Raw genomic sequence first — 23685 nt, forward strand, 5'->3', positions numbered from 1 at the left:
CTAGTGGTTGTACATAGCTCGGATTAGGTGATTTGGATTGGGGGTGGATGGTTGCCGCGTTTAACGCTGCTTCAAATACACCCCTGCCAGCCCGTCCGGTGACTCGGGCTCCGCGTTGTAGCCAATCACCGCAAAGCCTTTCACCAATTGAATGTGATACGGACCGTTTCTCCCGGCCGCTTGCGGCTCGCGCACGATGATCAGGTTATCGGTTTCCATCGGCACGATGTGGTGCTTGGTCACACCGTCTTTCAGGGTCACGGTGAATTCGGCGACTTCTTTTCCGTTGGCATCACGGTCCGGCAGTATCTGGAGATCCAGATCGGCGTCGCGCTCCAGGGCATCCTGGCGCATCCGGTAATGGCCACTGCGCTGGTCAGCGTCGACGTCGTCGATTTTAGCGACATCCAATTCCCGTTCTTCATCGTGCAACCGGACTGCCAATTGCCGGTGGTCGCCATTGACGTCGCTGATCCAGGTGCCGGTAAAAAGATAGGGCTCGACGTTTTCCCGGGAGATCCGCCAGGTACCCGTTTGACCGCCGTCGTCGGCATATTCATGGAGGCTGATAAGGTCGTCGTCAGCGTCGTCCCCAAACCCCAACAGCTTGATCGGCTCGCCATCGCCTGCCTCGGTAAAACGCACTTCGCCAATGATCACGGCGCCTTGCACCTGATACCAGAGTTCTACCGGGGACTTGCCGTCGAGGGTTCCGGCAAGGATCACCGGATCTTCCTTCTCCGGGCCTTCCAGGCACGCTTGTTCACGCCACTGGCCGTCTTTCAATTCACCGGTGGTGCGTCGCGTGTAGCCGCTGGGCATGCTGGTGTTTTCGCCAGGCTCGGTGGGTTGGATTTTCTCCTCGGTGCTCGAGTAGAGCAGGACCAACTCATCGCCGCGCATTTTCCAGTGAGTGGCGCGACTCCAGCAGCAGTCGCGATCGGTTTGCGAAAGCAGGACGCCGTCCAACGGGCTCACCGAGAACATGCCTTTGCTGTCCTCCTTTGCCAGGTTCGTCAGGGCCGGGTTGAGGACCCATTGGGTTTTCTGCGGGTCTTGCAGGTAGACGTCGAATGCCGGTGTGTAGATCGCATCGGGATGGCTGCCGTTGCGAATCGCCAAGTCCTGGTGGCCGTCGAAGTTGAAGTCGTCGAAGTACAACAGGCTCTGGGGGCCGAGTAGCCAGCTATCGACCTTGCCATGGCGGTCCACGGGCACATTGCCGGCGGGCGTCTGCAATTGCTGCAGGACTTCGTCGGTTTTGCTGTCGCGCACGGTGAAAAAGGCTTGCGCCAACTGATGCGGATCTTCCGGCGGCTCCGGGAACCGCACTTCGACCCGGTATTGGTCGCTGCGGTCATTCACCGAAAACACCCTTGGCTCAGCCGTGGCCGGGGCTACCAGAGTCGTGGAAAGAAGCACACCACCGACAAGCGAACGCATCCACTCACTTCCTTGCTGAAATGTTGGGCGGCAGTGTAGCGACCCTCGTGATTCATCGCGAGAGACGACTGTTGCTATCAGATAGGCCCGGACTGTAACTGACGCCCTCCTCGTCCTTCGCTTACTGTCGAGGCTCATCCCTCGGAGTGATCCCCATGCCGGACACCGCCAATCTCTACCTGTTCGTGGTTGCTGTCGTGCTTCTGCTGATCGTTCCGGGGCCCAACATGGCCTTTGTCACCAGCCATGCGTTGGCCCACGGTTGGCGTGCCGGCGTCGCTGCGGCCCTCGGCATTTCCTTTTCGGACCTGCTGATGACGATGATGGTCAGCGCTGGCATTGGCGCGCTGGTGATGAGCTGGGCGCCGGCGTTCGACGTGCTGCGTCTGGCCGGGGCCGGTTATTTGCTGTGGCTGGCCTGGCAAGCACTGAGAACACCGGCCGCGACTCAGGACAGCCAACTGCAGGCAGCTTCGCTGTGGAAAATCTTCTGCCGAGGCGCCCTCAACAGCCTTTTGAATCCCAAGGCGCTGCTGTTCTTCATGGTGTTCCTGCCTCAGTTCGTTGACGTCAAGGCTGGCGGCGTGAGCCTGCAATTGATCTTCCTGGGAGCGTTGCTGGCACTGATTGCCCTCGTCTTCCATACGCTGCTGGGTGTTTGCGCCGCACAGCTCAAGGCGAAACTGGGCAACGGTGGGATTTCAAGACGCCTGGGCACGTATGGTTTTGCCGGCGTCATGGCAGCGCTGGCGGCACGTCTGTTGTTTCTTGATCGACCACTTTGACCCGCGACGCCTCAGGGCTGTCCTATGCTTACCTCATCCACTGCGAAGCCGGATTAATGTCGTCACCCGAAACCAAACTCCTCCAAAGTTGGCACCACAATGCCCAGGCCTGGATCGAAGCCATCCGCAGCGGTGCCATCGAAAGCCGTCGGACAGTCACCGACCAGGCCATGCTGCTGGCAGTGCAGAGCCGCCGGCCCGAACGCGTGCTGGATCTGGGCTGCGGCGAAGGTTGGTTGTTGCGGGCGCTGGCTGAACGGGGCATCGAAGCGGTGGGTGTGGATGGCGACGCGACACTGGTCGAAGCGGCCCGTGCGTCAGGTTCCTCGCCGGTGCATCTGGCAAGTTATGAAGCACTGGTGGAGACGACGGTGGACGTCGGCAGCGGCTACGACCTGATCTGCGCCAACTTCGCCCTGTTGCACCAGGACATCATCCCGTTGCTCGCCGCGATGAACGCCTTGCTCAGCCCAGGCGGCGCGCTGGTGCTCCAGACGCTGCATCCCTGGACCGTGGCGGCGGGTAATTATCAGGACGGCTGGCGCGAAGAAACCTTCGATGGGTTCAAAGGCCAATGGCAGCCCATGCCATGGTACTTGCGCACCTTGTCCAGTTGGCTCAACGCCTTGGAGATGGCGGGTTTCCGACTGGTAAGCCTGCAGGAGCCACAGCACCCGCAAAGCCCGGTGCCGCAGTCGTTATTGCTGGTGGCCGAGCAATCCCCCTCATGGCGTTAGCGACTCGACGGTAAAACAGCCCGAGCGATAAACCCTGTGCGCCTGCATGCCGCGCTTTTGCAGGGCTTTCCTGACGGCTCTGAGAAACATGCCGTGGGAGACGATGATTGTGGTCTTCCCAGCTTCGCCGCCGACTCTGTAAAGCTCAGCGGCCACACCGAGCGCCCGCTGGTGTTCGGCTTTTCGGCTGGCGGCCCCCAGTGAAATCCCAAACAACCAAAGGATCCTGTGCAACGCGAACCAATGCCTCAAGCCCATCTTCAGGACGGGAATGCTGCTTAACCGCAGGTCAAACTCACGTAAACGAGCATCCTGTTGGATACGCGCCACGTCGAACAACCGGCAGGCCGTCGCGTAGGCTCTGTTGACGGGCGAGGACATGATGTTGGCTTCGCTCGCGAGGAGCATTTGAGATACGTTTGGCTGGCTCAGGAAGGCTGTAATTTCAGCCTCATCGATGGATGATGTCTGGTTGTATTCATCCAGCCGAAGCTTGGCCGAACGGGCATTGCAGGGTTTGTAATCGATCAACGGCGTGGCATGGCGTATCAGGTAAATCACGGCAACAGCTCCTTGTTTCCCGGCAAATCCCTTTCGAAGCGCACCTGTATACAGGCAAAGACGCCATTCAGCGAGTGCCATGCAGCTTATTCAGGGGCTACATCTGTGGCGAGGGAGCTTGCTCCCGCTGGGCTGCGCAGCAGCCCCAAACCCATTCAACCCAATGCATCAGGAAAATACGGTTGGCGGGTTGTTACGACGGCTGCGCCGCCGAGCGGGAGCAAGCTCCCTCGCCACAGGTTGAGGAGGTCTTACCAAAGTGCCACGGTGTAGCTAACGATCAACCGATTCTCATCCAGGTTATTGCCAAAATTCGAGCGCACCGTCGCGTTGCGCCATTTCAAGCCCAGCCCTTTCAACCTACCGTCTTGCACCACATAGGCAATATCGGTGTTGCGCTCCCACTCCTTGCCTTCGCCCGGGGCGCTGCGCTGGACGTTGTCGCCAGTGATGTAGCGGGTCATGAAGGTCAACCCGGGTACGCCAATGGCGGCAAAGTTGTAGTCATAACGCGCTTGCCAGGAACGCTCGTCGATGTTGGCGAAATCGCCGATCTGCACGAAGTTGACCAGGTACGGATCACTGCGACCGATGTAGGGGAACGGATCGTCACCGCTCATGCGCTGATAACCCAGGCCCAACGCATGACCCGCCAGGCTGTAGGTGAACAAGGCGCCGAAAGCCTGGTTGTCGAGTTCGCGGAAACTGCCGTCTTCGGTACTGCGCGAATAACGCACGTCACTCTTGAATGACTGCCCTGGGCCCAGGTCCAGGGTGTGGACGAACCCGAGGTAGTTTTGCTGGTAGATGTCTTGCAACTGGCTATAGCGGTATTGCGCCGTGAGGTTCGGCAGGAACTGATAGTCCGCCCCGGCGAACTGAAACCTGTCGCTGCTGCCGCCAATGCGGTTGGCGGTCATGTCCTGGTAGTCGGTGGAGTCGACAAAGTTGATCTGGGTGAGTTGCCCGGCGGTCAGCTTCAAGCGATCGATTTCCTGCACGTTCAGCAAGCCGCCCTTGAACGTGCCCGGCAACAGGCGCGTGTCGTTGGAACTCACCGCCGGGTCCTTGATCTGCAACGTGCCCAGCTTCAAGGTGCTCTTGGACAGGCGCGCCTTGGCGGTCAGGCCCAGTTCGCCATAACGGTCCTGGGAGCCGCCCGACAGATCCGCCGGCAACAGATTGGTGCCAGCCGTGCCGCCGCCGGAGTCCAGTTTGAAGCCGGCCATGCCCAAGGCATCGAGGCCGAAACCCACGGTTCCGGCGGTGTATCCCGATTCCATTCGTAGCAGAAAGCCTTGGGCCCATTCCTCGGCCTTGTCCCGTGCGCCGTGCTGGCGGAAGTCGCGGTTGAAGTAGAAGTTACGAGCTTCCAGGTTGCCTTTGCTGTCGGCGATGAAATCGGCCTGGGCGTTCGGCACGCCGATCAGGCTCAGGCCGAGCAAGGTGCCCGCCGAGGTCCAGGTCCATCGAGGGAATGTGGCGTGTTGCATGGCGCGCTCCTTTTATGGGCGCGAGCGAACCCTCCAGGGGCTCTGCGCACGCCTCTTTATTGTTGTCATGGGGATGCCGGCGCAGTGGGCTTGCGTCGTGGAGCGGATTCTTTGTGTCGAATCGGCGCAGCGTCAAACGGGAAAAAAGCCGGATCGGCCATAAGAAAATTTGATGCGCCCGATGGCCCGATCTGGAGTAACAATTGCAATCATAAGAACCACACGCACCAAGAGAGCCTCCATGAACCTCAAATTCCTCGAAACCTTCGTCTGGGTTGCCCGGCTGCAAAGCTTCAGCCTCACCGCCGAGAAGATGTTCAGCACCCAGGCGGCGATCTCGAGCCGGATCGCCTCGTTGGAAGAGGAGTTGGGCCTGCGCCTGTTCGTGCGGGATTCCCGTGGGGTCTCGCTGACGCCCGAAGGCCTCAAAGTGCTCGACTACGCCGAGCAGATGCTCGACGTCCAGCGCGCGTTGAAGCAGTCACTGGACACCAGCAGCCCGCAGCAAGGCCTGGTGCGCATCGGGGTCATGGATACGGTGATCCACACCTGGCTCAGCCCGCTGATGTCGATGCTGATGCAGGCGTTCCCCGCCGTGGAAATCGAGATCACCGCCGATGCCGCGCGCAACCTCTGTGAGCAACTGCAGAAAGGCTACCTGGACATCGTGTTCCAGACCGATCTGGTCCGCCACGAAAGCGTGCGCAACCTGGAACTGGGCCACTACCCCATGCACTGGATCGCCGCGAGCCAATCGATCTATGCCCGGCCCTATGCGTCGCTGGTGGAGATGGCCGGCGAGCGCATCATCACCTTCGTCAAGCATTCGCGTCCGCATCAGGACGTGCTCAACCTGCTGTACGCCCACGGGGTGAGTGCGCCGCGGGTCAGTTGCGTCAATTCGGTCTCGGCCATGACCCGGCTGATTCGCGACGGCTTCGGCATCGGCGCCTTGCCGGCCGCGCTGGTGGCCAAGCCCCTGGCCAGTGGCGAATTGATCCAACTCGACCCCGGCACCGCCCTGCCCCAACTGGACGTCGTGGCGTCCTGGCGCGCTGGCGTCGGCCTGGAGTTGATTGAAAATATCGTCCAGATGAGCCGCCAGGTGGTCAGCCAGTACGCCGTCGATGTCGGGCCATTGCGCATGGTGGCGGCCCCCGGACTGAACAGCCAAGCGCCTCTCGAATAACTTTTAGTTGTCGCGGGGTACCAATATTCCTTGTTGGACGTCATCGCCATGCTGTTCCCAAAGTAGCGAACGACCACTTGGAGAACCCGTGATGACGTCCTTCGAACAATTACAACAATGCTCACCCGTTGCCCTGCGCCAAAGCATCGCCGCCGGCCAATACCAAGGCCATACCAGCGGCCTGGGCCAAGGTCGCGTGCAAGCCAATATCGTGATTCTGCCCGGCGACTGGGCCAATGAATTCCTGCGCTACTGCACCCTCAACCGCCAGGCCTGCCCGGTGCTGGACGTGACCGAGCCAGGGGACCCGTTCTTTCGCAACCTGGGTGCCGCCATCGATATCCGTCATGAAGTGCCTCAATACCGGGTCTACCGCAACGGCGAGTTGAGCGAATCGCCCCTGGACATCGAACACTTGTGGCAAAACGACCTGGTGGCCTTCGCCCTCGGTTGTTCGTTCTCCTTCGAGCAACCGTTGCTGGAGGCCGGCATCCGTTTGCGGCACATTGAACTGGGGCGCAATGTGGCGATGTTCCAGACCAACATCGACACACGCCCCACCGCCCGATTGTCTGGCAAGATGGTGGTGACCATGCGGCCGATGAAGGCCGCCGCGGCCATCCAGGCGATCCAGATCACCGGGCGCATGCCCAACGTCCACGGCGCTCCGGTGCATATCGGCGATCCGTCACTGATCGGCATTCAATCCCTCGACACGCCGGATTACGGCGACGCCGTGCCTGTGGAAGCCGACGAAATCCCGGTCTTCTGGGCCTGCGGCGTGACGCCTCAATCGGTGGTCCAGGCCTCGCGCCCACCGTTGTGCATCACCCACGCCCCGGGCTGCATGCTGGTGACGGACTTGTGGAACAGTGATTTGTAAGCCACGAATGACAATCTGAAGGGATACACGATGAACACGGCTCGGCAATCGATTCAACAGTACATCAATGCCAAGGACGGCAACCGCCCGCACCTGCTGGACCAGGCCTTTACGCCGACTGCTATCCTGGACATGGTCGTGCGCACCGGCGCCATCACGTTTCCTGGCCACGTTGAAGGCCGTACCGCCATTGGCGATGTGCTGGTCAGTCGCTTCGGCCAGACCTTCGAAAACGTCTACACGTTCTGCCTGGCCGCCCCGCCGCCAGTAGACACCGAAGCGTTCCAGTGCAAATGGCTGGTGGCGATGTCGGACAAGAGCAGCGGCGAGGCGCGGGTCGGTTGCGGCCTGTATGACTGGCAGTTCGATCCGCAGTCGCGACTGGCCGAGGGATTGACCATCACCATTGAACACATGAAGACCCTGCCGGCGACCGATCTGCCGAAGATCATGGCCTGGGCATCGAGGCTGGACTATCCGTGGTGCCTGCCGGAAGCGGCTGTCGATAACGTGCCGGTTCTGCATGAGTTGCAAGAAGTGGTCTTGTATATGGCTAATGCCGAGCAGTGAAGAATATGAAACCTGCCTAGCGACTGTGGGAGGGGATTTCTCTGTGGGAGCAAGCCTTGCTCCCACAGAGGGTGGGTGATAATCCTCTCGCCACAGTTTCCATGCTTTCCATGACTGCGCCAAGGAACCGCCCCAAGTGAACATCAAGTTTCTCGAAACCTTCGTCTGGGTGGCCCGCCTGAAGAGCTTTCGCCTCACCGCGGAAAAGCTGTTCACCACCCAGGCCTCCATTTCCAGCCGGATCGCCGCCCTGGAGGACGAAATGGGTGTGCGGCTGTTCGTGCGCGATTCCAAAGGGGTGTCGCTGACCTCCGAAGGCCAGCGCGTGCTGGAATACGCCGAGCGCATCATGGATACCATGCAAAGCATGAAAGCCGCGATCAAGGATCCGCGCCAGGTGCGCGGCCGGATCCGCATCGGTGCGATGGATACGGTGATCCACACCTGGCTCAGCCCCTTGGTCACTCGCCTGATGGAATGCTACCCGGCCCTGGAAATCGAACTGTCGGCCGACACCGCGAGCAACCTCTGCTCACAACTGGAAAAAGGCTACCAGGACATCATTTTCCAGACCGACATCCTGCGCCTGGACAGCGTGCGCAACGCATTGTTGACCCGTTATCCGATGCACTGGGTGGTACGCACCGGCTCCGCCTATGACCGCGCCTATGGGTCGCTGGAAGATTTGTCCCTGGAACGCATCGTGACCTTCTCGCGCAACTCCCGGCCCCACCAGGACATCCTCAACCTGCTGCACTCGGCCAACATCGTCTCGCCACGCATCAACTGCGTGAACTCGGCATCGGCCATCACCCGCCTGGTTCGCGACGGCTTCGGCATTGGCGCCATGCCCGCGGCGCTGGTGGTCGGTGAACTGGCCCAAGGCACCTTGACGTTGGTGGATGGCGTGCCGCTGCCCTCGGTCATGGACATCGTCGCCAGTTGGCGAACCGGTGCCGGCATGGAGCGAGTGGAAGACATCGTCAGCTTGACCCGGGAAGTGGTTGGCGAGTTCGTCGCGCAACTGCCGGCCGGCTATCGGCTCGACATGAATTAAGCCGAGCATTCATTCCGTCATCAGATTTTCACACCGCTGACATACCGTGGGCACCGATTGATCCCCGTCCACTTCAATCGGTGAGTCCTCCAACTGATGCAAGCATTCCTGAAAAGCAGAACGCCCAAGGCACCGATTAAAACCCCGAATCACCCGCCACGCCGACATGACGCGCGGCGCGGCGAGATGCCCCGTGAGGAGGAGGTCTGCGTTCGGTTCCTGTCATGCGCAGACATCCCTTCCTTGCTGGAGCTCGAACAAAAGAAATGGACGGACGATCAACGAGCCGATGCCGCCATGCTTGCATCGCGGATCGCCGCATTCCCGGCCCTGAGTGTCGGTGCGTTTTGCGCACGCAGCGGCACGGCGCGGGCGTCGTTGTTCATGAAGCCGACCCGGCACGATCACATTCGCCAATGCTCGACCTGGGCCGACTGCGCCAGGAAACAGCACGGCGATGAATCCGCCAGGACTGGCGCGCTGTTTGGCATCAGCCTGAGTAGTGTCGACCCCAAGGCCGCGAACGCCGTTTTCGAGTTTTTCTGGCCCTACGCCCTGAAACAGGGCTGGTCGGACGTCTACCTTGGCTCCCCCGTTCCGGGCCTGCGGGACTGGCTGTCGAAGAATCCCGATACCCCGGTCACCCGCTACGTGCAAAGCCAGCGCCAGGGGCTGCCACTGGATCCCCAACTGCGCTATTACTTTAAAAAGGGATTTCGGCGAATTGTCGCGATCCGGGACAACTACTTTCCCCATGAGCCCTCATTGGACGTCGGCGTGCTGATCCAGGGCAAGGTGCCGCTGTCGGGGCTTTCTTTCATCTGGAAAAGGCTCCCGCTGAGCTGGTTGCAGCGCATGAAAAAATTGTTCTTCGTGTGCTTGTGAATACCTCCCTTGCGCTGGAGGGCCAGGCGCGACCACTGGCTCACGATCGCAATTTCCGCCGTTTGCTGGCGTGCGCCGTGGCATCGATGGTGGGCGATCAATTCACCCTGGTCGCCTTTCCCTTGCTCATCATGGCGATATCGCCAGAGCCCATGACGCTTGGCTGGGCATTCGCCGCGCTGGCTTTGCCGCGGGCCCTGTTCCTGTTGACGGGCGGCTCGCTGGTCGACCGGTTTGGTGCCCGTTCGATCTGGATGTCTGGCTGCTACGGCAGTGCGCTGACCCTGGTCGGCCTGGCCTGGGCGCTCTACACCGGCCATGCCACGTTACCGATCATCTATGGGGCGGCGGCACTGTTGGGGCTGTTCAGCGCGCTCACGCTGCCGGCGGGCAGTGCGCTGGTGCCTGGTATTGTGGACCCGCGCGACCTGGAACGGGCCAACGGCATTTTCCTGGCCCTCAGGCAGTTGACCATCGCCATCGGACCGGTCGCCGCCGGCGGGCTCATCGCCCATGCCTTCCTACCCCTCGGCACGCGACCAGCGGCCAACGCTGCCCTGGACGGTTATGTCATCGCGTTTGCCCTCGATGCGCTGACCTTCGCGCTGTCCGCATTCGGGTTGCGAACCTTGCCTATCCGTCTGATTCCTGGTGCCGGAACAAGCCGCCATAGCACCACGGAAGGCTTGCGTTATTTCTTTCACAATCGCCCTCTACGCACGTACCTGAGCTACATGGCAGCCATGACACTGCTCATGAGCGGGCCGGTGCAGGTCGCCTTGCCATTGCTGGCTCACGCACGCTTCACGCCTGAGGCCACCGCATTGGGATGGCTGTTCGGCGCCCAAGGGGCCGGCACGCTGCTCGGCATGCTGATGTTTACCGCCAGCCCAAAACTGCGAATCGTCAACCTGGGTGTCACGCTACTCGCTGTCGACGCCGCCATCGCCATGCTGGTAATGCCGCTGGGGTGGATCCATGCCCTTTGGCAAGGGGTGACCTTGCTGTTTGCCATTGGCGTCTTTGGCGGCTTCGTGCAGGTCATGGCGTTCACCTGGCTACAGCGGGCCTTGCCAGCACATTTGCTTGGGCGCGGCATGAGCCTGTTCATGCTGGTGTTTTTTGGGTTGGCACCCGTCTCGGCGGCGATATCGGGTTGGGTCTTGCAATGGGTGTCCATCGAGATCCTGTTCCTGGTCACTGGCGCCCTACTCCTGGCGGTCGTGTTTTTCTCCTATTTCGGGTCAGGCCTGAGGAGGCTCTCGGATGTTTAACCAAACCCATGAACCTGTCCAAGCCGCGCGGCCCGACCGTAGCGTTGAACGCGCCCGGTTGCTGGAGTGGGGACGCCCCGCCCCGTTGCGCCTGCTTGCCTGCACGGTTTTCGAATGGGTGCTCATTGTGGGGGCGGCTGGCCTGGCTATCCAGGCGGAGTCGATTTTCGCCACGGTGCTGGCCGTCGTGCTCATCGGCACCCGGCAACATGCGTTGCTCATTCTCATGCACGAGTTTTCACACCGCCAATTCAGCCGGACCCGCCCGGTACTCAACGACACGCTGGGGGATCTCCTGACGGCGCTTCCTTTTACCATCACCTTGTTCGGCTTCCGGCGAGACCACGCCGCCCACCACCTGCATACGGCCACCGAGCGTGATCCCAACTGGGTATCGTGCATAGGACAGGATCGGTTCACCTTCCCCAAGTCCAGTTTCGATGTGGTCATCCTGCTGATCAAGCATTGCGGCGGCCTGTACAGCCTTCACGAATTCAAAACGGCCCTGGTGACATCGAAAATGGCCTCGCAATGTCCCCCTTCTACTCAATACCGGCAATGGATCTTTGCAATCGTGGTGGCCGCGCTCCTCACCGGGTTCCACTTATGGCTGGAGGCCCTGGTGTATTGGCTGGTTCCTATGTTCACGGTGCTGATGGTGCTGTTGTATTGGCGCGATGTGGCCGAGCACTTTGCATTGCCCCAACCCGGCCACGGTGTTTCTCGAACCGTCATTGCTCCTTGGTGGGAGCGCCTGTTGATTGCGCCTCATGGCGTGGGCTTTCATGCCGAGCACCATCGGTATCCCGCCGTACCCGGTTTTCGCCTGGCACAGGTGCACGCGGCGCTCATGGAAGACCCGGCGTATGTCGAGCGAGCGCACGTCACCCGAGGCTATTGCACGGGGCTGATACGCGAAGTCGCTGCCTATACCGCTGTAAGCTCACGCACGAGGAACTGACCGATGGACTTCATCCGACAGCAGGCCACCGATCGTCCTGGAGGAGGCATCTGCATTGAACCCTTCTGGAACGACACACCGATCAAGACCTACCTGTTCGACGCGTTCTCGGTGCTGCTGCCCGCTGGCGAACAGTTCGTGATATCGGTGGTGGAGTCATCCGCCTTGCGCTTGCCGCCAACCTCGACGCTGGCTGAACAATCGCGCCGCTTCGTGGCCGAGGAACGCGCCCACCAGCGAGCGCACCGGTTATACAACCAGCAATTGGAAAAGCAGGGGTTTGAGGTCCGAAAATACGAACACGGAATCGAAAAGGATCTCGATGCCTTGCGCAGCAAATTGTCACTCAATGCGCAGTTGTCCTTGGCCGCTGCGTTTGAACACGTGACAGCGGTCACGTCCCGGATCGCCTTGCGCGACGGTGGGCTGCTGTCGACCCGCGTCTCGCCACAAACACGCCTGTGGCGCTGGCATTGCGCCGAGGAAGTCGCCCATCAGCACGTCACCACCGACCTGCTGCAGGCGCTGGGTGTCCCCTATTGGCAGCGCATTCTTTATTTTCTGGCAGCGTCGGCGCTCATGGCGTTCGATGTCCTGCGTCATCTGTTTGGCTTTGCTCGCCTGGACATCGCCCGGGGCCGTGTCAGCGCCAAACGACTGCGACAGGCGACGGGCCGGCTGCTGCTACGCGATGGTGCAAACCTGGCATTGCTGGCCGCCGGATGGGCCGCCTACTTTCTACCGCTGAAAGCACCTGCGGCGGCGGACTGTCAGTGAACTGCAATATCCCCGACTTATTCTGAGCCCAGCGCACTGCGGCGAACGCGGTTTTGCAGGTCGCCCACTCGGAATGATCCAGGGAATCCGCCATGAAGATCAGTGTATTCGGAAGTGGTTACGTAGGGTTGGTGCAAGCCGCCGTGTTGGCCGAAGTGGGCCATGACGTGGTGTGCATGGACATCGACGAGCGCAAGGTCGACAGCCTGCGGCAAGGCCAGGTGAGTATTTTCGAGCCCGGCCTGGCCACGCTGGTGCGTGAAGGGCTGGAGGCCGGGCGCTTGCACTTCACCTGTGACGAACAACTTGCCGTGCAACACGGCCAGGTGTTGTTTATCGCGGTGGGCACGCCCTCCCGGGACGATGGCAGCGCGGACTTGAGCCAGGTCCTGGCCGTTGGCGAGGCCGTCGCCCGCTACCGCGAGCAACCGCTCATTGTGGTGGAGAAATCCACCGTGCCGGTGGGCACCGGCGACGTCCTGCGGGGGCACATCGACAAATGCCTGCTCAAGGCCAGTCGCTTGCTGCAGTTCGATATCGTCTCCAACCCGGAATTTCTCAAGGAAGGCTCGGCGGTCGCCGATTGCCGTCGTCCGGACCGCATCGTGATCGGCTGCGAGCGCGATGAAGTGCGCGAAACCATGCGTGACCTGTACGCGCCGTTCAACCGCAACCACGACCGGATCCTGTTCATGGACCTGCGCAGCGCCGAACTGACCAAATACGCCGCCAACGGCATGCTGGCGACCAAGATCAGCTTCATCAACCAGATCGCTGAACTGGCCGAACACCTGGGGGCCGACATCGAGTCCGTGCGCCTGGGCATCGGCGCCGACTCGCGCATCGGCTACCACTTCATCTACCCGGGATGCGGCTACGGCGGCTCGTGCTTTCCCAAGGACATGCGCGCCTTGATCCACACCGCCGAACAGGCCCATTGTTCCAGCGACTTGCTGCAAGCGGTGGAAGCCATCAACGGGCGGCAGAAACACAAACTGTTCGAACGGATCAACGCATTCTACCAGGGCGACCTGCGCGGCAAGACGTTCGCGCTGTGGGGCCTGGCCTTCAAGCCCAACACCGACGACATGCGTGACGCACCGAGCCGCACCCTGCTGGAATCGCTCTGGGCCGCCGGGGCCAGCGTCCGTGCGTATGACCCGGAGGCGATGCAGCAGACGCAACTGCTATACCCCGACGAGACCCGACTCATGTTGATGGGCACACCGGAATCGGTGTTGCCGGGCGCCGACGCGCTGGTCATCTGCACCGAATGGCAGCCCTTCAAGGCGCCGGACTTCGACCTGCTCCGGCAGCGGCTCAAGGCCCCGGTGATTTTTGACGGTCGCAACCTGTTTGACCCGGAGCGCATGGCTGACAAGGGCTTCACCTATTTCCCGATGGGCCGCGGGCAATCGCGCGGCCTGCCCATTGCCCAGCAGACCTGGTTCCCAGCCTCCAGAAGTGCTTGAGCGAGATCGTTACCTCAAAATTAATGCACTCAAGCTGCATTAATATGAATTTGTAAGCGAGGGTTGTGACCGGCACACTGTGTACCGTTCCTCCCCCAACTGTTGGAACACTTAAAGGGCTTTCTGGGACCTCCCCGTAAGCCCCTTTTTTTGTTCGTTTTTTGGATTTTCGCTTAATGTTTTCTCGCTGGATCCCCGCCGCTATCAATACCCGTCCCACCGAATGGAGCCGCGCCGCCATCGGCATGGCATTGGGGACCCTGTTCAGTGTCTGGTTATGTGGCCAGGTCTTTGGCCTGGAGGTGGCACAACACCTGATCGGGCCCCTCGGGGCTTCGGCCGTGCTGTTGTTTGCCGTGTCATCGGGCGCCCTCGCGCAGCCGTGGTCGATTGTCGGCGGTTACCTGTGCGCGTCGGTCGTGGCGCTGCTGGTGGCCCATGTCCTGGGGCGTACGCTGGGCAGCGCCTGCCTGGCGGCCGGCATGGCGCTGGTGCTGATGTGCTGGCTGCGTTGCCTGCACCCGCCGGCCGGTGCCTTGGCGGCGACCTTAGTGCTAGCGGATCCGTCTATCGTTGCCCTGGACTGGCAGGCGGTTGGCGCGGCCATGCTGGCCGGCTCCGGGTTGCTCACCTTTGCGCTGGCCTACAACAACCTGACACGGGTGCGCTATCCCAAGCGCGCCAGCGAACCGGTGGCCGTCATACCGGCCGACCACCCTCCCGTCGACCGCCAGGCCATCACCGCCGAAGACCTGAAATTGGCCCTGGCGGAAATGGAGGCATTCTTCGACGTCACCCCGGAAGATCTGGAACAACTCATCCACGTCAGCGAGCGAAATGCCAAGCGCCGCAGCATCACAGAGGTCCTTTCAAGTCGCGGTTGAGCCTGTGGCTGCTATAAATATGCAGACAGGACCTGCACGTATCCCGGTTGTGCAAGGCAAATTTGCACTGGTACGATCCTGATCGGGTACGCGCGACACAATTCATAAAAAACAATAAAAGCAGGGAGTTAGCGATGACAGCTCAGGTTTCATCCCAAGCTGCGGAAACCATCGAAGTCGTGGCCCATGAGGTGCTGGTCGACGTTCGCAATCACGTTGGCCACTTGACCCTGAACCGCCCCGCCGGCCTCAATGCCCTGACCCTGGGCATGGTGCGCAGCTTGCAACAACAACTCGATACGTGGGCACTCGACCCACAGATCCGCGCCGTGGTACTGCGTGGCGCCGGTGACAAAGCGTTCTGCGCCGGCGGTGATATCCGCTCGCTATACGACAGTCACAAACAAGGCGATACCCTGCACGAAGATTTCTTCGTCGAGGAATACGCCCTCGACCTGACGATCCACCACTACCGCAAACCGATCCTCGCCTTGATGGACGGCTTCGTGCTGGGCGGCGGCATGGGCCTGGTGCAAGGCGCCGACCTGCGGGTCGTGACCGAACGCAGTCGCCTGGGCATGCCAGAAGTCGCCATCGGTTATTTCCCCGACGTCGGCGGCAGTTATTTCCTGCCGCGCATTCCCGGTGAGCTGGGGATCTACCTGGGGGTCAGCGGCGTACAGATCCGCGCCGCCGACGCGTTGTACTGCGGGCTCGCCGACTGGTACCTCGACAGCCGCAAGCTCAAGCAACTGGACGAGCGTCTCGATCGGTTGGAATGGCACGACACGCCGCTCAAGGATCTGCAAAGCCTGCTGGCCAAGCTCGGCCAGCAACAGCTCCCTGCCCCGCCCCTGGCCGACTTGCGCCCAGCCATCGACCATTTCTTTGCCCTGCCCGACGTACCGAGCATGGTCGAGCAGTTGCGCCAGGTCACCGTCGCCAACAGTCATGAATGGGCGGTGAAGACCGCCGACCTGCTGGACAGCCGCTCGCCCCTGGCCATGGCCGTGACCTTGCAAATGCTGCGGCGCGGCCGGCATTTGAGCCTGGAAGACTGTTTTGCCCTGGAGCTGCACCTGGACCGGCAATGGTTCGAACGCGGAGACCTGATCGAAGGCGTGCGCGCCTTGCTGATCGACAAAGACAAGAACCCGCGCTGGAACCCGCCGACCCTGGAGGCGCTGGACGCCGACCATGTGGCGAGTTTCTTCGACGGCTTCGACGACCACGGGAACTGAGCCATGCACGACCTCGAACTGACCGACGAACAAGTGATGATCCGCGACATGGCCCGGGATTTCGCCCGTGGTGAAATCGCCCCCCATGCCCAGGCCTGGGAAAAAGCCGGCTGGATCGACGACGCCCTGGTGGCGAAGATGGGCGAACTGGGCCTGTTGGGGATGGTGGTGCCGGAAGAATGGGGCGGCACTTATGTCGACTACGTGGCCTATGCCCTGGCGGTGGAGGAAATCTCCGCGGGCGACGGTGCCACCGGGGCGCTGATGAGCATCCACAACTCGGTGGGTTGCGGGCCGGTGCTGAATTTCGGCACCGATGAACAGAAGCAGACGTGGCTGGCGGAGCTCGCCAGTGGCCAGGCCATTGGCTGCTTCTGCCTGACCGAGCCCCAGGCCGGTTCCGAAGCCCACAACCTGCGCACCCGGGCCGAACTGCGCGATGGCCAGTGGGTGATCAATGGCGCCAAGCAGTTCGTCAGCAACGGCAAGCGGGCGAAACTCGCGATTGTGTTTGCCGTCACCGATCCGGAGCTGGGCAAAAAAGGTATTTCGGCGTTCCTGGTGCCTACCGATACGCCGGGATTCATCGTCGATCGCACTGAACACAAGATGGGCATCCGCGCCTCGGACACCTGCGCGGTTACCTTGAACAATTGCACCATCCCCGAGGCCAATCTGCTGGGCGCGCGTGGCAAGGGCTTGGCCATTGCGCTGTCCAACCTGGAAGGCGGCCGCATCGGCATCGCGGCGCAAGCCCTGGGCATCGCCCGCGCAGCGTTTGAAGCGGCGCTGGCCTACGCCCGTGATCGTGTCCAGTTCGACAAGCCGATCATCGAGCACCAGAGCATCGCCAACCTGCTGGCCGACATGCACACCCGCATCAACGCCACCCGCCTGCTCATTCTCCACGCCGCCCGGCTGCGCAGCGCCGGCAAGCCGTGCCTGTCGGAAGCCTCCCAGGCCAAGCTGTTCGCCTCGGAAATGGCCGAAAAGGTTTGCTCCTCGGCCATACAGATTCACGGCGGGTACGGGTATCTCGAGGATTATCCGGTAGAACGCTACTACCGCGATGCGCGGATTACCCAGATCTACGAAGGGTCGAGCGAGATACAGCGAATGGTCATCGCCCGGGAGCTGAAACACTACCTGGTGTAGCGGCTGGAAAAGCATCGCGAGCAAGCTCGCTCCCACAGGGTTCAGCGGCGTACGCAAATACTGCGTACGCCCCAAAGCCACTGTGGGAGCGAACCTGCTCGCGAAAGCGGTGCATCTGTCACAACAGTGCTGTATGTACCGTCGTCTTCGCGAGCAGGCTCGCTCCCACGGGGGTTAGTGGCGTGCACCAATGCTGCGTACACCACCGATCCACTGTGGGAGCGAGCCTGCTCGCGAAAGCGGTGCATCTGTCACAACAATGCCGAATGTACCGCCGCTATCGCGGGCAAGCCCAGCTCCCACAGGGTTCAGCGGCGTACACAAAGGCTGCATACACCCCGGATCCACTGTGGGAGCGAGCTTGCTCGCGAAAGCGGTGCATCTGTCACAACAATGCTGTATGTACCGTCGTCTTCGCGAGCATCTGTCACAACAATGCCGAATGTACCGCCGCTATCGCGGGCAAGCCCAGCTCCCACAGGGTTCAGCGGCGTACGCAAATACTGCGTACACCACCGATCCACTGTGGGAGCGAGCTTGCTCGCGAAAGCGTCAACAGCAACGCCGCATTACTTGTCCTGAAACTCCGCCGCACGCTTGGCCACGAACGCCGCCATGCCTTCCTTCTGGTCCTGCGTCGCAAACGCCGCATGGAATACCCGGCGTTCGAAACGCACGCCTTCGGACAGGCTGACTTCAAAGGCGCGGTTGACGCTTTCCTTGACCATCATGCTAATGGGCACCGACTTGGAGGCGATCAACGCTGCGGTTTTCAGCGCTTCGTCCAGCAGTTCATCGGCCGGTACGATCCGCGCGACGATGCCGCAACGCTCGGCTTCCACCGCGTCGATGAAACGTCCGGTCAGGCACATTTCCATGGCCTTGGCCTTGCCCACCGCACGGGTCAGGCGCTGGGTGCCGCCCATGCCCGGCAGTACGCCGAGGTTGATTTCCGGCTGGCCGAACTTGGCATTGTCCCCGGCCAGAATGAAATCACACATCAACGCCAGCTCGCAGCCACCGCCCAGGGCAAAACCATTCACCGCGGCGATGATCGGCTTGCGGCGGTTGGCCACGCGGTCGCTGTCGCTGAACAGGTCGTCCAGGTAGATTTGCGGGTAGGTCAGCTCAGCCATTTCCTTGATGTCCGCCCCGGCGGCGAAGGCCTTTTTCGAACCGGTCAGCACGATGCAGCCAATCTTCGGGTCCGCCTCCAGGCTGTCCAACGCCTGGTTCAGCTCGCTGACGATCTGCGCATTCAAGGCGTTCAAGGCCTGGGGACGGTTGAGGGTGATCAGGCCGACGCGGTCCTTGATCTCCAATAAAATCGTTTCGTAGCTCATGTATAACTCCTGTTAAGCGCTGTATTTGGCTCGATGCCCTGTAGGAGCTGCCGAAGGCTGCGATCTTTTCCTGCCAACTGGTTCCTGAACGAAAAGACCAAGATCAAAAGATCGCAGCCTGCGGCAGCTCCTACAGATTGCGCGAAATGACCATGCGCTGAATGTCGCTCGTGCCTTCATAGATCTGGCAGACCCGCACGTCGCGGTAGATACGCTCCAGCGGGAAATCATTGAGGTAACCGTAACCGCCCAGCGTCTGCAACGCCATGGAGCAGACCTTCTCGGCCATTTCCGAGGCGAACAGCTTGGCCATGGACGCTTCCATCAATGCTGGCTGGCCGTTGTCCCGCAGGGCGGCGGCGTAATGCACCATTTGCCGGGCCACGGCGATCTGGGTCGCCATGTCCGCCAGGCGGAACGCCACGGCTTGATGCTCGATGATCGGCTTGCCAAAACTGGAGCGTTCCCGCGCATAGTCCCGCGCCGCTTCGAACGCGGCCCGGGCCATGCCCACCGCTTGCGCCGCGATGCCCACCCGGCCGCCTTCCAGGTTGGCCAGGGCGATCTTGTAGCCCTCGCCCTCCTCACCCAGGCGATTACCCACCGGCACCTTCACATCCTCGAACAGAATCTGGCAGGTGTCGGACGCGTGCTGGCCGAGTTTATCTTCCACCCGCGCCACGCTGTAGCCCGGCGAATCGGTCGGCACGATGAAGGCACTGATGCCCCGCTTGCCGGCGCTCGGATCGGTCACCGCGAACACGATCACCACCCCGGCGTTCTGCCCGGAGGTGATGAACTGCTTGCAACCGTTGAGCACGTAATGATCACCCTCCAGCCGCGCTCGTGTCTTCAGGCTGCTGGCGTCCGACCCGGCCTGGGGCTCGGTCAGGGCGAACGCGCCCAGCATCGCGCCGCTGGCCAGGGGCGTGAGGAATTTCGCCTTCTGCTCATCGGTGCCGAACTTGAGGATCGGCACGCAGCCCACCGAATTGTGCACGCTCATGATGGTCGAGCATGCGCCATCGCCAGCGGCGATTTCCTCCAGGGTCATGGCATAGGCCAGGTAACCGGTGTCACAACCGCCCCACTGCTCCGGCACCAGCATGCCGAAAAAGCCCAGTTCGGCCATTTCGCCGATGGCTTCCCGGGGGAAACGGTGTTCACGGTCCCATTCGGCGGCGAACGGTTTCAGCCGCTCCTCGGCGAACTGCCGGGCCATGTCACGGATTTGGGTCTGTTCTTCAGTCGGGAGCATGGTGATTCCTTAATACAAGCATTCGACGGCCATGGCCGTGGCTTCGCCGCCGCCGATGCAGATCGCCGCGACGCCGCGCTTCAAGCCTTTCTGGCGCAGGGCCGACAGCAGCGTCACCAGGATCCGTGCGCCAGACGCGCCAATCGGGTGGCCCAACGCACAGGCACCGCCGTGGACGTTGACCTTGTCATGGGCGATTTCCAGCTTGTCCATGGTCACCAGCCCCACCACGGCGAAGGCTTCGTTGACCTCAAACAGATCGACTTGATCCAGCGACCATCCGGTCTTTTGCATCAATTTCTTCACGGCACCAATCGGCGCAGTGGGAAACAGGCTCGGGGTATCGGCGAACGCCGCGTGACCGTGGATCACCGCCAACGGCTTGAGGCCACGCTCGGCTGCCTGGCTTTGGCGCATCAGCACCAGGGCGGCGGCGCCATCGGAAATGGAACTGGCGTTGGCCGCCGTCACCGTACCGCCGTCGCGGAACGCCGGCTTGAGCGAGGCGATCTTGTCGATCCGCGCTTTCGGTGGCTGCTCGTCGTGGCGAATGGTCACTTGTTCCTTGCCGACCATGACCTGCAACGGCACGATCTCGGCGTCGAAACTGCCGTCCTTGATCGCCTGCTGGGCGCGGGTGGTGGAGGCAATGGCGAAGGCGTCCTGGGCCTCGCGGCTGAAACCGTTGGCCTCGGCGCAATCTTCGGCGAAGGTGCCCATCAGCCGACCTTTGTCGTAGGCGTCTTCCAGGCCGTCGAGGAACATGTGGTCAAGCACCCGGCCATGGCCCATGCGGTAACCGCTGCGGGCACGGTCCAGCAAGTACGGCGCGTTGGACATGCTCTCCATGCCGCCGGCCACCACCACCTCGGCACTGCCGGCGATGAGCATGTCATGGGCCAGGATCGCCGCTTCCATGCCCGAACCGCACATCTTGTTGAGCGTGGTGCAGCGGGTCGACTTGTCTAGCCCGGCGCCCAGCGCGGCTTGACGCGCCGGGGCTTGGCCTTGGCCGGCGGCGAGCACGCAACCGAACAGCACCTCTTCAACCGCCTCCGGCGCGACACCGGCACGCTCCACGGCGGCCTTGATGGCGGCGGCACCCAGTTGTGGCGCGGTGAGGCTTTTCAGTTCGCCCTGGAAACCGCCCATGGGGGTACGGACGGCGCTGACAATAACAATAGGATCGTTGGACATCATGAATCCTCCTGACTTATTTGGCTGCCATACGCAAGGCGCCGTCGAGACGGATCACCTCGCCGTTGAGCATGCTGTTTTCAATGATATGCCTGACCAGCGCCGCGTACTCGGAAGGTTTGCCCAGGCGCGGTGGGAACGGCACGCCGGCGGCCAGGGAGTCGCGCACTTCCGGGGTCATGCCGGCCATCATCGGGGTTTCGAAAATTCCCGGCGCAATGGTCATTACCCGAATACCGAAGCGCGCCAACTCACGAGCGGCCGGCAGTGTCAGGCTGGCGATGGCGCCTTTGGAGGCCGCGTAAGCCGCCTGGCCGATCTGCCCGTCGAAGGCCGCCACGGAAGCGGTGTTGATGATCACCCCGCGCTCGCCGTCCGCGTTGGCCTCGGTTTCGGCAATGGCCGCGGCGGCCAGGCGCAGCAGGTTGAAGCTGCCGATCAGGTTGACATTGATCACCTGGCTGAAGCTGGCCAGTGCGTGGGGGCCGTTCTTGCCGAGGATCTTCTCGCCGCGCACGATACCGGCGCAATTCACCAAGCCATTCAGACCACCGAACGCATCGACCGTGGCCTTGACCGCCGCTTCAGCCGCCGCCTCGTTGCTGATATCGGCCACCACGCTCTGGCACCCTAGTTTTTGCGCCTGGGCGGCTACGGCGTCGGCGTTGAGGTCCACCAGCATCACCTGGGCGCCGGCCTTGACCAGCATTTCACCGGTGGCCGCGCCGAGGCCGGAAGCACCGCCGCTGACGAGGAAAATCTTGTTGTCGATCTGCATCATGGTTTCCTTGGATTCAAGCTGAAACGTTCTGCGCCTCTTGGGCCTTGGCGATTTCCTGGTTGCGCAAGATAAAGCGCTGCAACTTGCCGCTTGGGGTTTTCGGCAAGTCGCTGACAAATTCGATTTCACGGGGATAGGCATGGGCCGCCAGGCGCTGGCGCACGTGCAGGCGCAGCTCCTCGGCCAGCTCCGCTGAGGCGCGGTATTGGGCGCCAAGCACCACGAAGGCCTTCACCAACTCCGTACGCTCCGGGTCCGGCTTGCCGATCACCGCGGCTTCTACCACGGCTGGGTGTTCGATCAGCGCGCTTTCCACATCGAACGGACCGACCCGGTAACCGGAGGTGGTGATCACGTCGTCGCTGCGGCCGACGAAGCTGATGCTGCCGTCCGGGTTCAGCTCCACGGTGTCACCACTCAGGTAGTAGTCACCGACGAAGGCCTTGGTCGGTCCGCCTTCGTAACCGGCGAACCAGCACATGGGCGACTGGCTGCGGTCCACCGCGAGAATGCCCGGCTGGCCCACGCCCAGTTCGCGCTGGTTTTCATCCAGCACGACGATGCGATGGCCCGGCGAGGCGAAACCGGCCGCGCCCAGGTGAACGGGATGTTCCAGCCCGTGGTGATTGCACAGCACCATGCCCAGTTCGGTCTGGCCGTAATGGTCATGGATCACCACGCTGAGGTTGTCGGCGAACCACCGGATCACCTCGGGGTTCAACGGCTCGCCGGCACTGCTGACGAGGCGCAGCTTGCCCTTGATCGAGCGGGCGAACTGCTCGCCGCCGGCGATCAACAAACGATAGGCCGTGGGCGAGCCGGTCAGGTTGGTGATACCGTATTTATTGATGATCCGACAGGTGCTTTCGAGGGTGAACGGGCCATCGTAGAAAGTGATCGGATGCCCCATGGCCAGCGGTCCGGTCACGCCAAAATAGATGCCGTAGGCCCAACCCGGGTCGGCGACGTTCCAGAAGGCGTCTTCCGGGCGCAGGTCCACCGCATCACGCATGTAGCTTTGGAACGCCACGATGGCCTTGAGCGGCACCGACAGCGCCTTGGCAGGCCCCGTGGTGCCAGAGGTGAACATCAGCAGGAACGGGTCTTCACCGGTGAGCATCAGCGGTTCGCATTGGTTGGAATGATTCGCCACTTCGGCCCAGAAACTGTAGTCGCCGTGCACGATGCCCTGGCCCTTTTCGCCGCCGACCGTGACGACGGAGGGGCAACCGGCGATATCCTGGAGCTTGGGACGGTTGACCGCATCGGTGACGACCACGCGCGCGCCCGAGCTGCCGAGGCGATGCTCGATGGCCTTGGGGCCGAACGCAGTGAACAACGGTTGATACACCGCGCCGATACGCCAGGTGGCGAGGACCACGATCAGCAGTTCAGCGGTGCGCGGCAGCAGGCCGGCCACTTTGTCACCCTTGCCGACGCCTTGGGCACGCAGGAAATTGGCGAACCGCGCGGCGTTGTCCTGCAGGTCGCGGTACGTCCAGGTGGCCTCGCTGCCGTCACGGCCCTCCCAGAACAAGGCGATGCGCCCCGGCAACGCATGCCGATCGCAACACTCGACGCAGGCATTGAGCGCCTCGAGCGAGCCGTGCAGTGCGGCGTTGACGGTGTGCAGGTAATCGAACTGCGACGTGGCGGACGAATAATCGCGCATGACCAGAATCCCTCTGTACTTTTTATTGGGTGGGGGAACCTTGAAGAGCGGGTAAATACTCGCGCCG

At 61.8% G+C, this 23685-nt stretch carries 22 protein-coding genes; 14 read left to right on the plus strand and 8 right to left on the minus strand.

All coding sequences use genetic code 11. The features are described 5' to 3' along the window. Nucleotides 1-60 precede the first annotated feature (60 nt). Nucleotides 61-1443 (minus strand): XAC2610-related protein, encoded by a 1383-nt coding sequence (locus HU715_RS08660; protein WP_186705600.1) that lies wholly within the window; start codon nucleotides 1441-1443, stop codon nucleotides 61-63. Between the two features lie 155 nt (nucleotides 1444-1598). On the opposite strand from HU715_RS08660, the gene HU715_RS08665 reads away from it, so the two are divergent. Further along, entirely contained in the window at nucleotides 1599-2228 is a 630-nt protein-coding gene (locus HU715_RS08665; protein WP_186705599.1) for a LysE family translocator, read from the plus strand. Nucleotides 2229-2284: 56 nt separating this feature from the next. Then, on the plus strand, nucleotides 2285-2965 hold the full coding sequence (locus HU715_RS08670; protein WP_186705598.1) for a class I SAM-dependent methyltransferase: 681 nt from the start codon (nucleotides 2285-2287) through the stop codon (nucleotides 2963-2965). On the opposite strand, the gene HU715_RS08675 is transcribed toward HU715_RS08670, so the two are convergent. Both HU715_RS08675 and HU715_RS08680 read right to left on the minus strand, forming a co-directional pair. Further along, nucleotides 2954-3526, minus strand: a complete 573-nt coding sequence (locus HU715_RS08675) for a phosphoglycerate mutase family protein (protein ID WP_186705597.1) — start codon at nucleotides 3524-3526, stop codon at nucleotides 2954-2956. The two genes, HU715_RS08670 and HU715_RS08675, sit on opposite strands and share 12 nt — an antisense overlap. Nucleotides 3527-3777: 251 nt before the next feature. Continuing rightward, complete coding sequence (locus tag HU715_RS08680) at nucleotides 3778-5019, minus strand: OprD family porin (protein WP_186705596.1); 1242 nt, start codon at nucleotides 5017-5019, stop codon at nucleotides 3778-3780. A 241-nt stretch (nucleotides 5020-5260) separates the two neighbouring features. On the opposite strand from HU715_RS08680, the gene HU715_RS08685 reads away from it, so the two are divergent. From HU715_RS08685 to HU715_RS08740, 12 genes are all read left to right on the plus strand, one after another. After that, nucleotides 5261-6208: a LysR family transcriptional regulator gene (locus HU715_RS08685; RefSeq protein WP_186705595.1), complete on the plus strand. Its 948-nt coding sequence runs from the start codon at nucleotides 5261-5263 to the stop codon at nucleotides 6206-6208. Nucleotides 6209-6299: 91 nt separating this feature from the next. Further along, nucleotides 6300-7091, plus strand: a complete 792-nt coding sequence (locus tag HU715_RS08690; protein ID WP_186705594.1) for a putative hydro-lyase — start codon at nucleotides 6300-6302, stop codon at nucleotides 7089-7091. Nucleotides 7092-7121: 30 nt separating this feature from the next. Then, on the plus strand, nucleotides 7122-7661 hold the full coding sequence (locus HU715_RS08695) for a hypothetical protein (protein WP_186705593.1): 540 nt from the start codon (nucleotides 7122-7124) through the stop codon (nucleotides 7659-7661). 136 nt (nucleotides 7662-7797) lie between these two features. Continuing rightward, on the plus strand, nucleotides 7798-8718 hold the full coding sequence (locus HU715_RS08700; RefSeq protein WP_186705592.1) for a LysR substrate-binding domain-containing protein: 921 nt from the start codon (nucleotides 7798-7800) through the stop codon (nucleotides 8716-8718). A 297-nt stretch (nucleotides 8719-9015) separates the two neighbouring features. Continuing rightward, nucleotides 9016-9603, plus strand: coding sequence for a hypothetical protein (locus HU715_RS08705; RefSeq protein ID WP_225917576.1), 588 nt, complete (start codon nucleotides 9016-9018; stop codon nucleotides 9601-9603). Continuing rightward, nucleotides 9600-10877 (plus strand): MFS transporter, encoded by a 1278-nt coding sequence (locus HU715_RS08710; RefSeq protein ID WP_367617199.1) that lies wholly within the window; start codon nucleotides 9600-9602, stop codon nucleotides 10875-10877. The genes HU715_RS08705 and HU715_RS08710 overlap by 4 nt, the downstream gene beginning before the upstream one ends. Continuing rightward, the gene (locus tag HU715_RS08715) at nucleotides 10870-11838 is read left to right on the plus strand and encodes a fatty acid desaturase family protein (RefSeq protein WP_186705589.1); all 969 of its coding nucleotides are present in this window, start codon (nucleotides 10870-10872) and stop codon (nucleotides 11836-11838) included. Before HU715_RS08710 ends, HU715_RS08715 begins: the two co-directional genes overlap by 8 nt. 3 nt (nucleotides 11839-11841) lie before the next feature. Further along, entirely contained in the window at nucleotides 11842-12615 is a 774-nt protein-coding gene (locus HU715_RS08720; protein WP_186705588.1) for a metal-dependent hydrolase, read from the plus strand. A gap of 92 nt (nucleotides 12616-12707) precedes the next feature. Continuing rightward, nucleotides 12708-14087 carry a UDP-glucose dehydrogenase family protein gene (locus HU715_RS08725; RefSeq protein ID WP_186705587.1) on the plus strand — a complete coding sequence of 460 codons (1380 nt, stop codon included), beginning with the start codon at nucleotides 12708-12710 and terminating at the stop codon, nucleotides 14085-14087. Nucleotides 14088-14263: 176 nt separating this feature from the next. Further along, complete coding sequence (locus tag HU715_RS08730) at nucleotides 14264-14971, plus strand: HPP family protein (RefSeq protein WP_186705586.1); 708 nt, start codon at nucleotides 14264-14266, stop codon at nucleotides 14969-14971. Between the two features lie 134 nt (nucleotides 14972-15105). Beyond that, nucleotides 15106-16212, plus strand: coding sequence for an enoyl-CoA hydratase/isomerase family protein (locus HU715_RS08735; protein WP_186705585.1), 1107 nt, complete (start codon nucleotides 15106-15108; stop codon nucleotides 16210-16212). Nucleotides 16213-16215: 3 nt separating this feature from the next. Beyond that, nucleotides 16216-17367, plus strand: a complete 1152-nt coding sequence (locus tag HU715_RS08740) for an acyl-CoA dehydrogenase family protein (protein ID WP_186705584.1) — start codon at nucleotides 16216-16218, stop codon at nucleotides 17365-17367. Between the two features lie 569 nt (nucleotides 17368-17936). Here HU715_RS08740 and HU715_RS08745 read toward each other — a convergent pair. From HU715_RS08745 to HU715_RS08765, 5 genes are all read right to left on the minus strand, one after another. Further along, on the minus strand, nucleotides 17937-18710 hold the full coding sequence (locus HU715_RS08745; RefSeq protein ID WP_014338306.1) for an enoyl-CoA hydratase: 774 nt from the start codon (nucleotides 18708-18710) through the stop codon (nucleotides 17937-17939). Nucleotides 18711-18840: 130 nt separating this feature from the next. Continuing rightward, nucleotides 18841-19968, minus strand: a complete 1128-nt coding sequence (locus HU715_RS08750; RefSeq protein ID WP_186705583.1) for an acyl-CoA dehydrogenase — start codon at nucleotides 19966-19968, stop codon at nucleotides 18841-18843. A gap of 9 nt (nucleotides 19969-19977) precedes the next feature. Continuing rightward, the gene (locus HU715_RS08755) at nucleotides 19978-21168 is read right to left on the minus strand and encodes an acetyl-CoA C-acyltransferase (protein WP_186705582.1); all 1191 of its coding nucleotides are present in this window, start codon (nucleotides 21166-21168) and stop codon (nucleotides 19978-19980) included. A 13-nt stretch (nucleotides 21169-21181) separates the two neighbouring features. Beyond that, nucleotides 21182-21943: an SDR family NAD(P)-dependent oxidoreductase gene (locus HU715_RS08760; RefSeq protein ID WP_186705581.1), complete on the minus strand. Its 762-nt coding sequence runs from the start codon at nucleotides 21941-21943 to the stop codon at nucleotides 21182-21184. 16 nt (nucleotides 21944-21959) lie between these two features. Then, nucleotides 21960-23618 carry an AMP-binding protein gene (locus HU715_RS08765; RefSeq protein WP_186705580.1) on the minus strand — a complete coding sequence of 553 codons (1659 nt, stop codon included), beginning with the start codon at nucleotides 23616-23618 and terminating at the stop codon, nucleotides 21960-21962. Nucleotides 23619-23685 lie beyond the last annotated feature (67 nt).

The organism is Pseudomonas zanjanensis (genome assembly GCF_014268745.2).
Lineage (GTDB): Bacteria > Pseudomonadota > Gammaproteobacteria > Pseudomonadales > Pseudomonadaceae > Aquipseudomonas > Aquipseudomonas zanjanensis.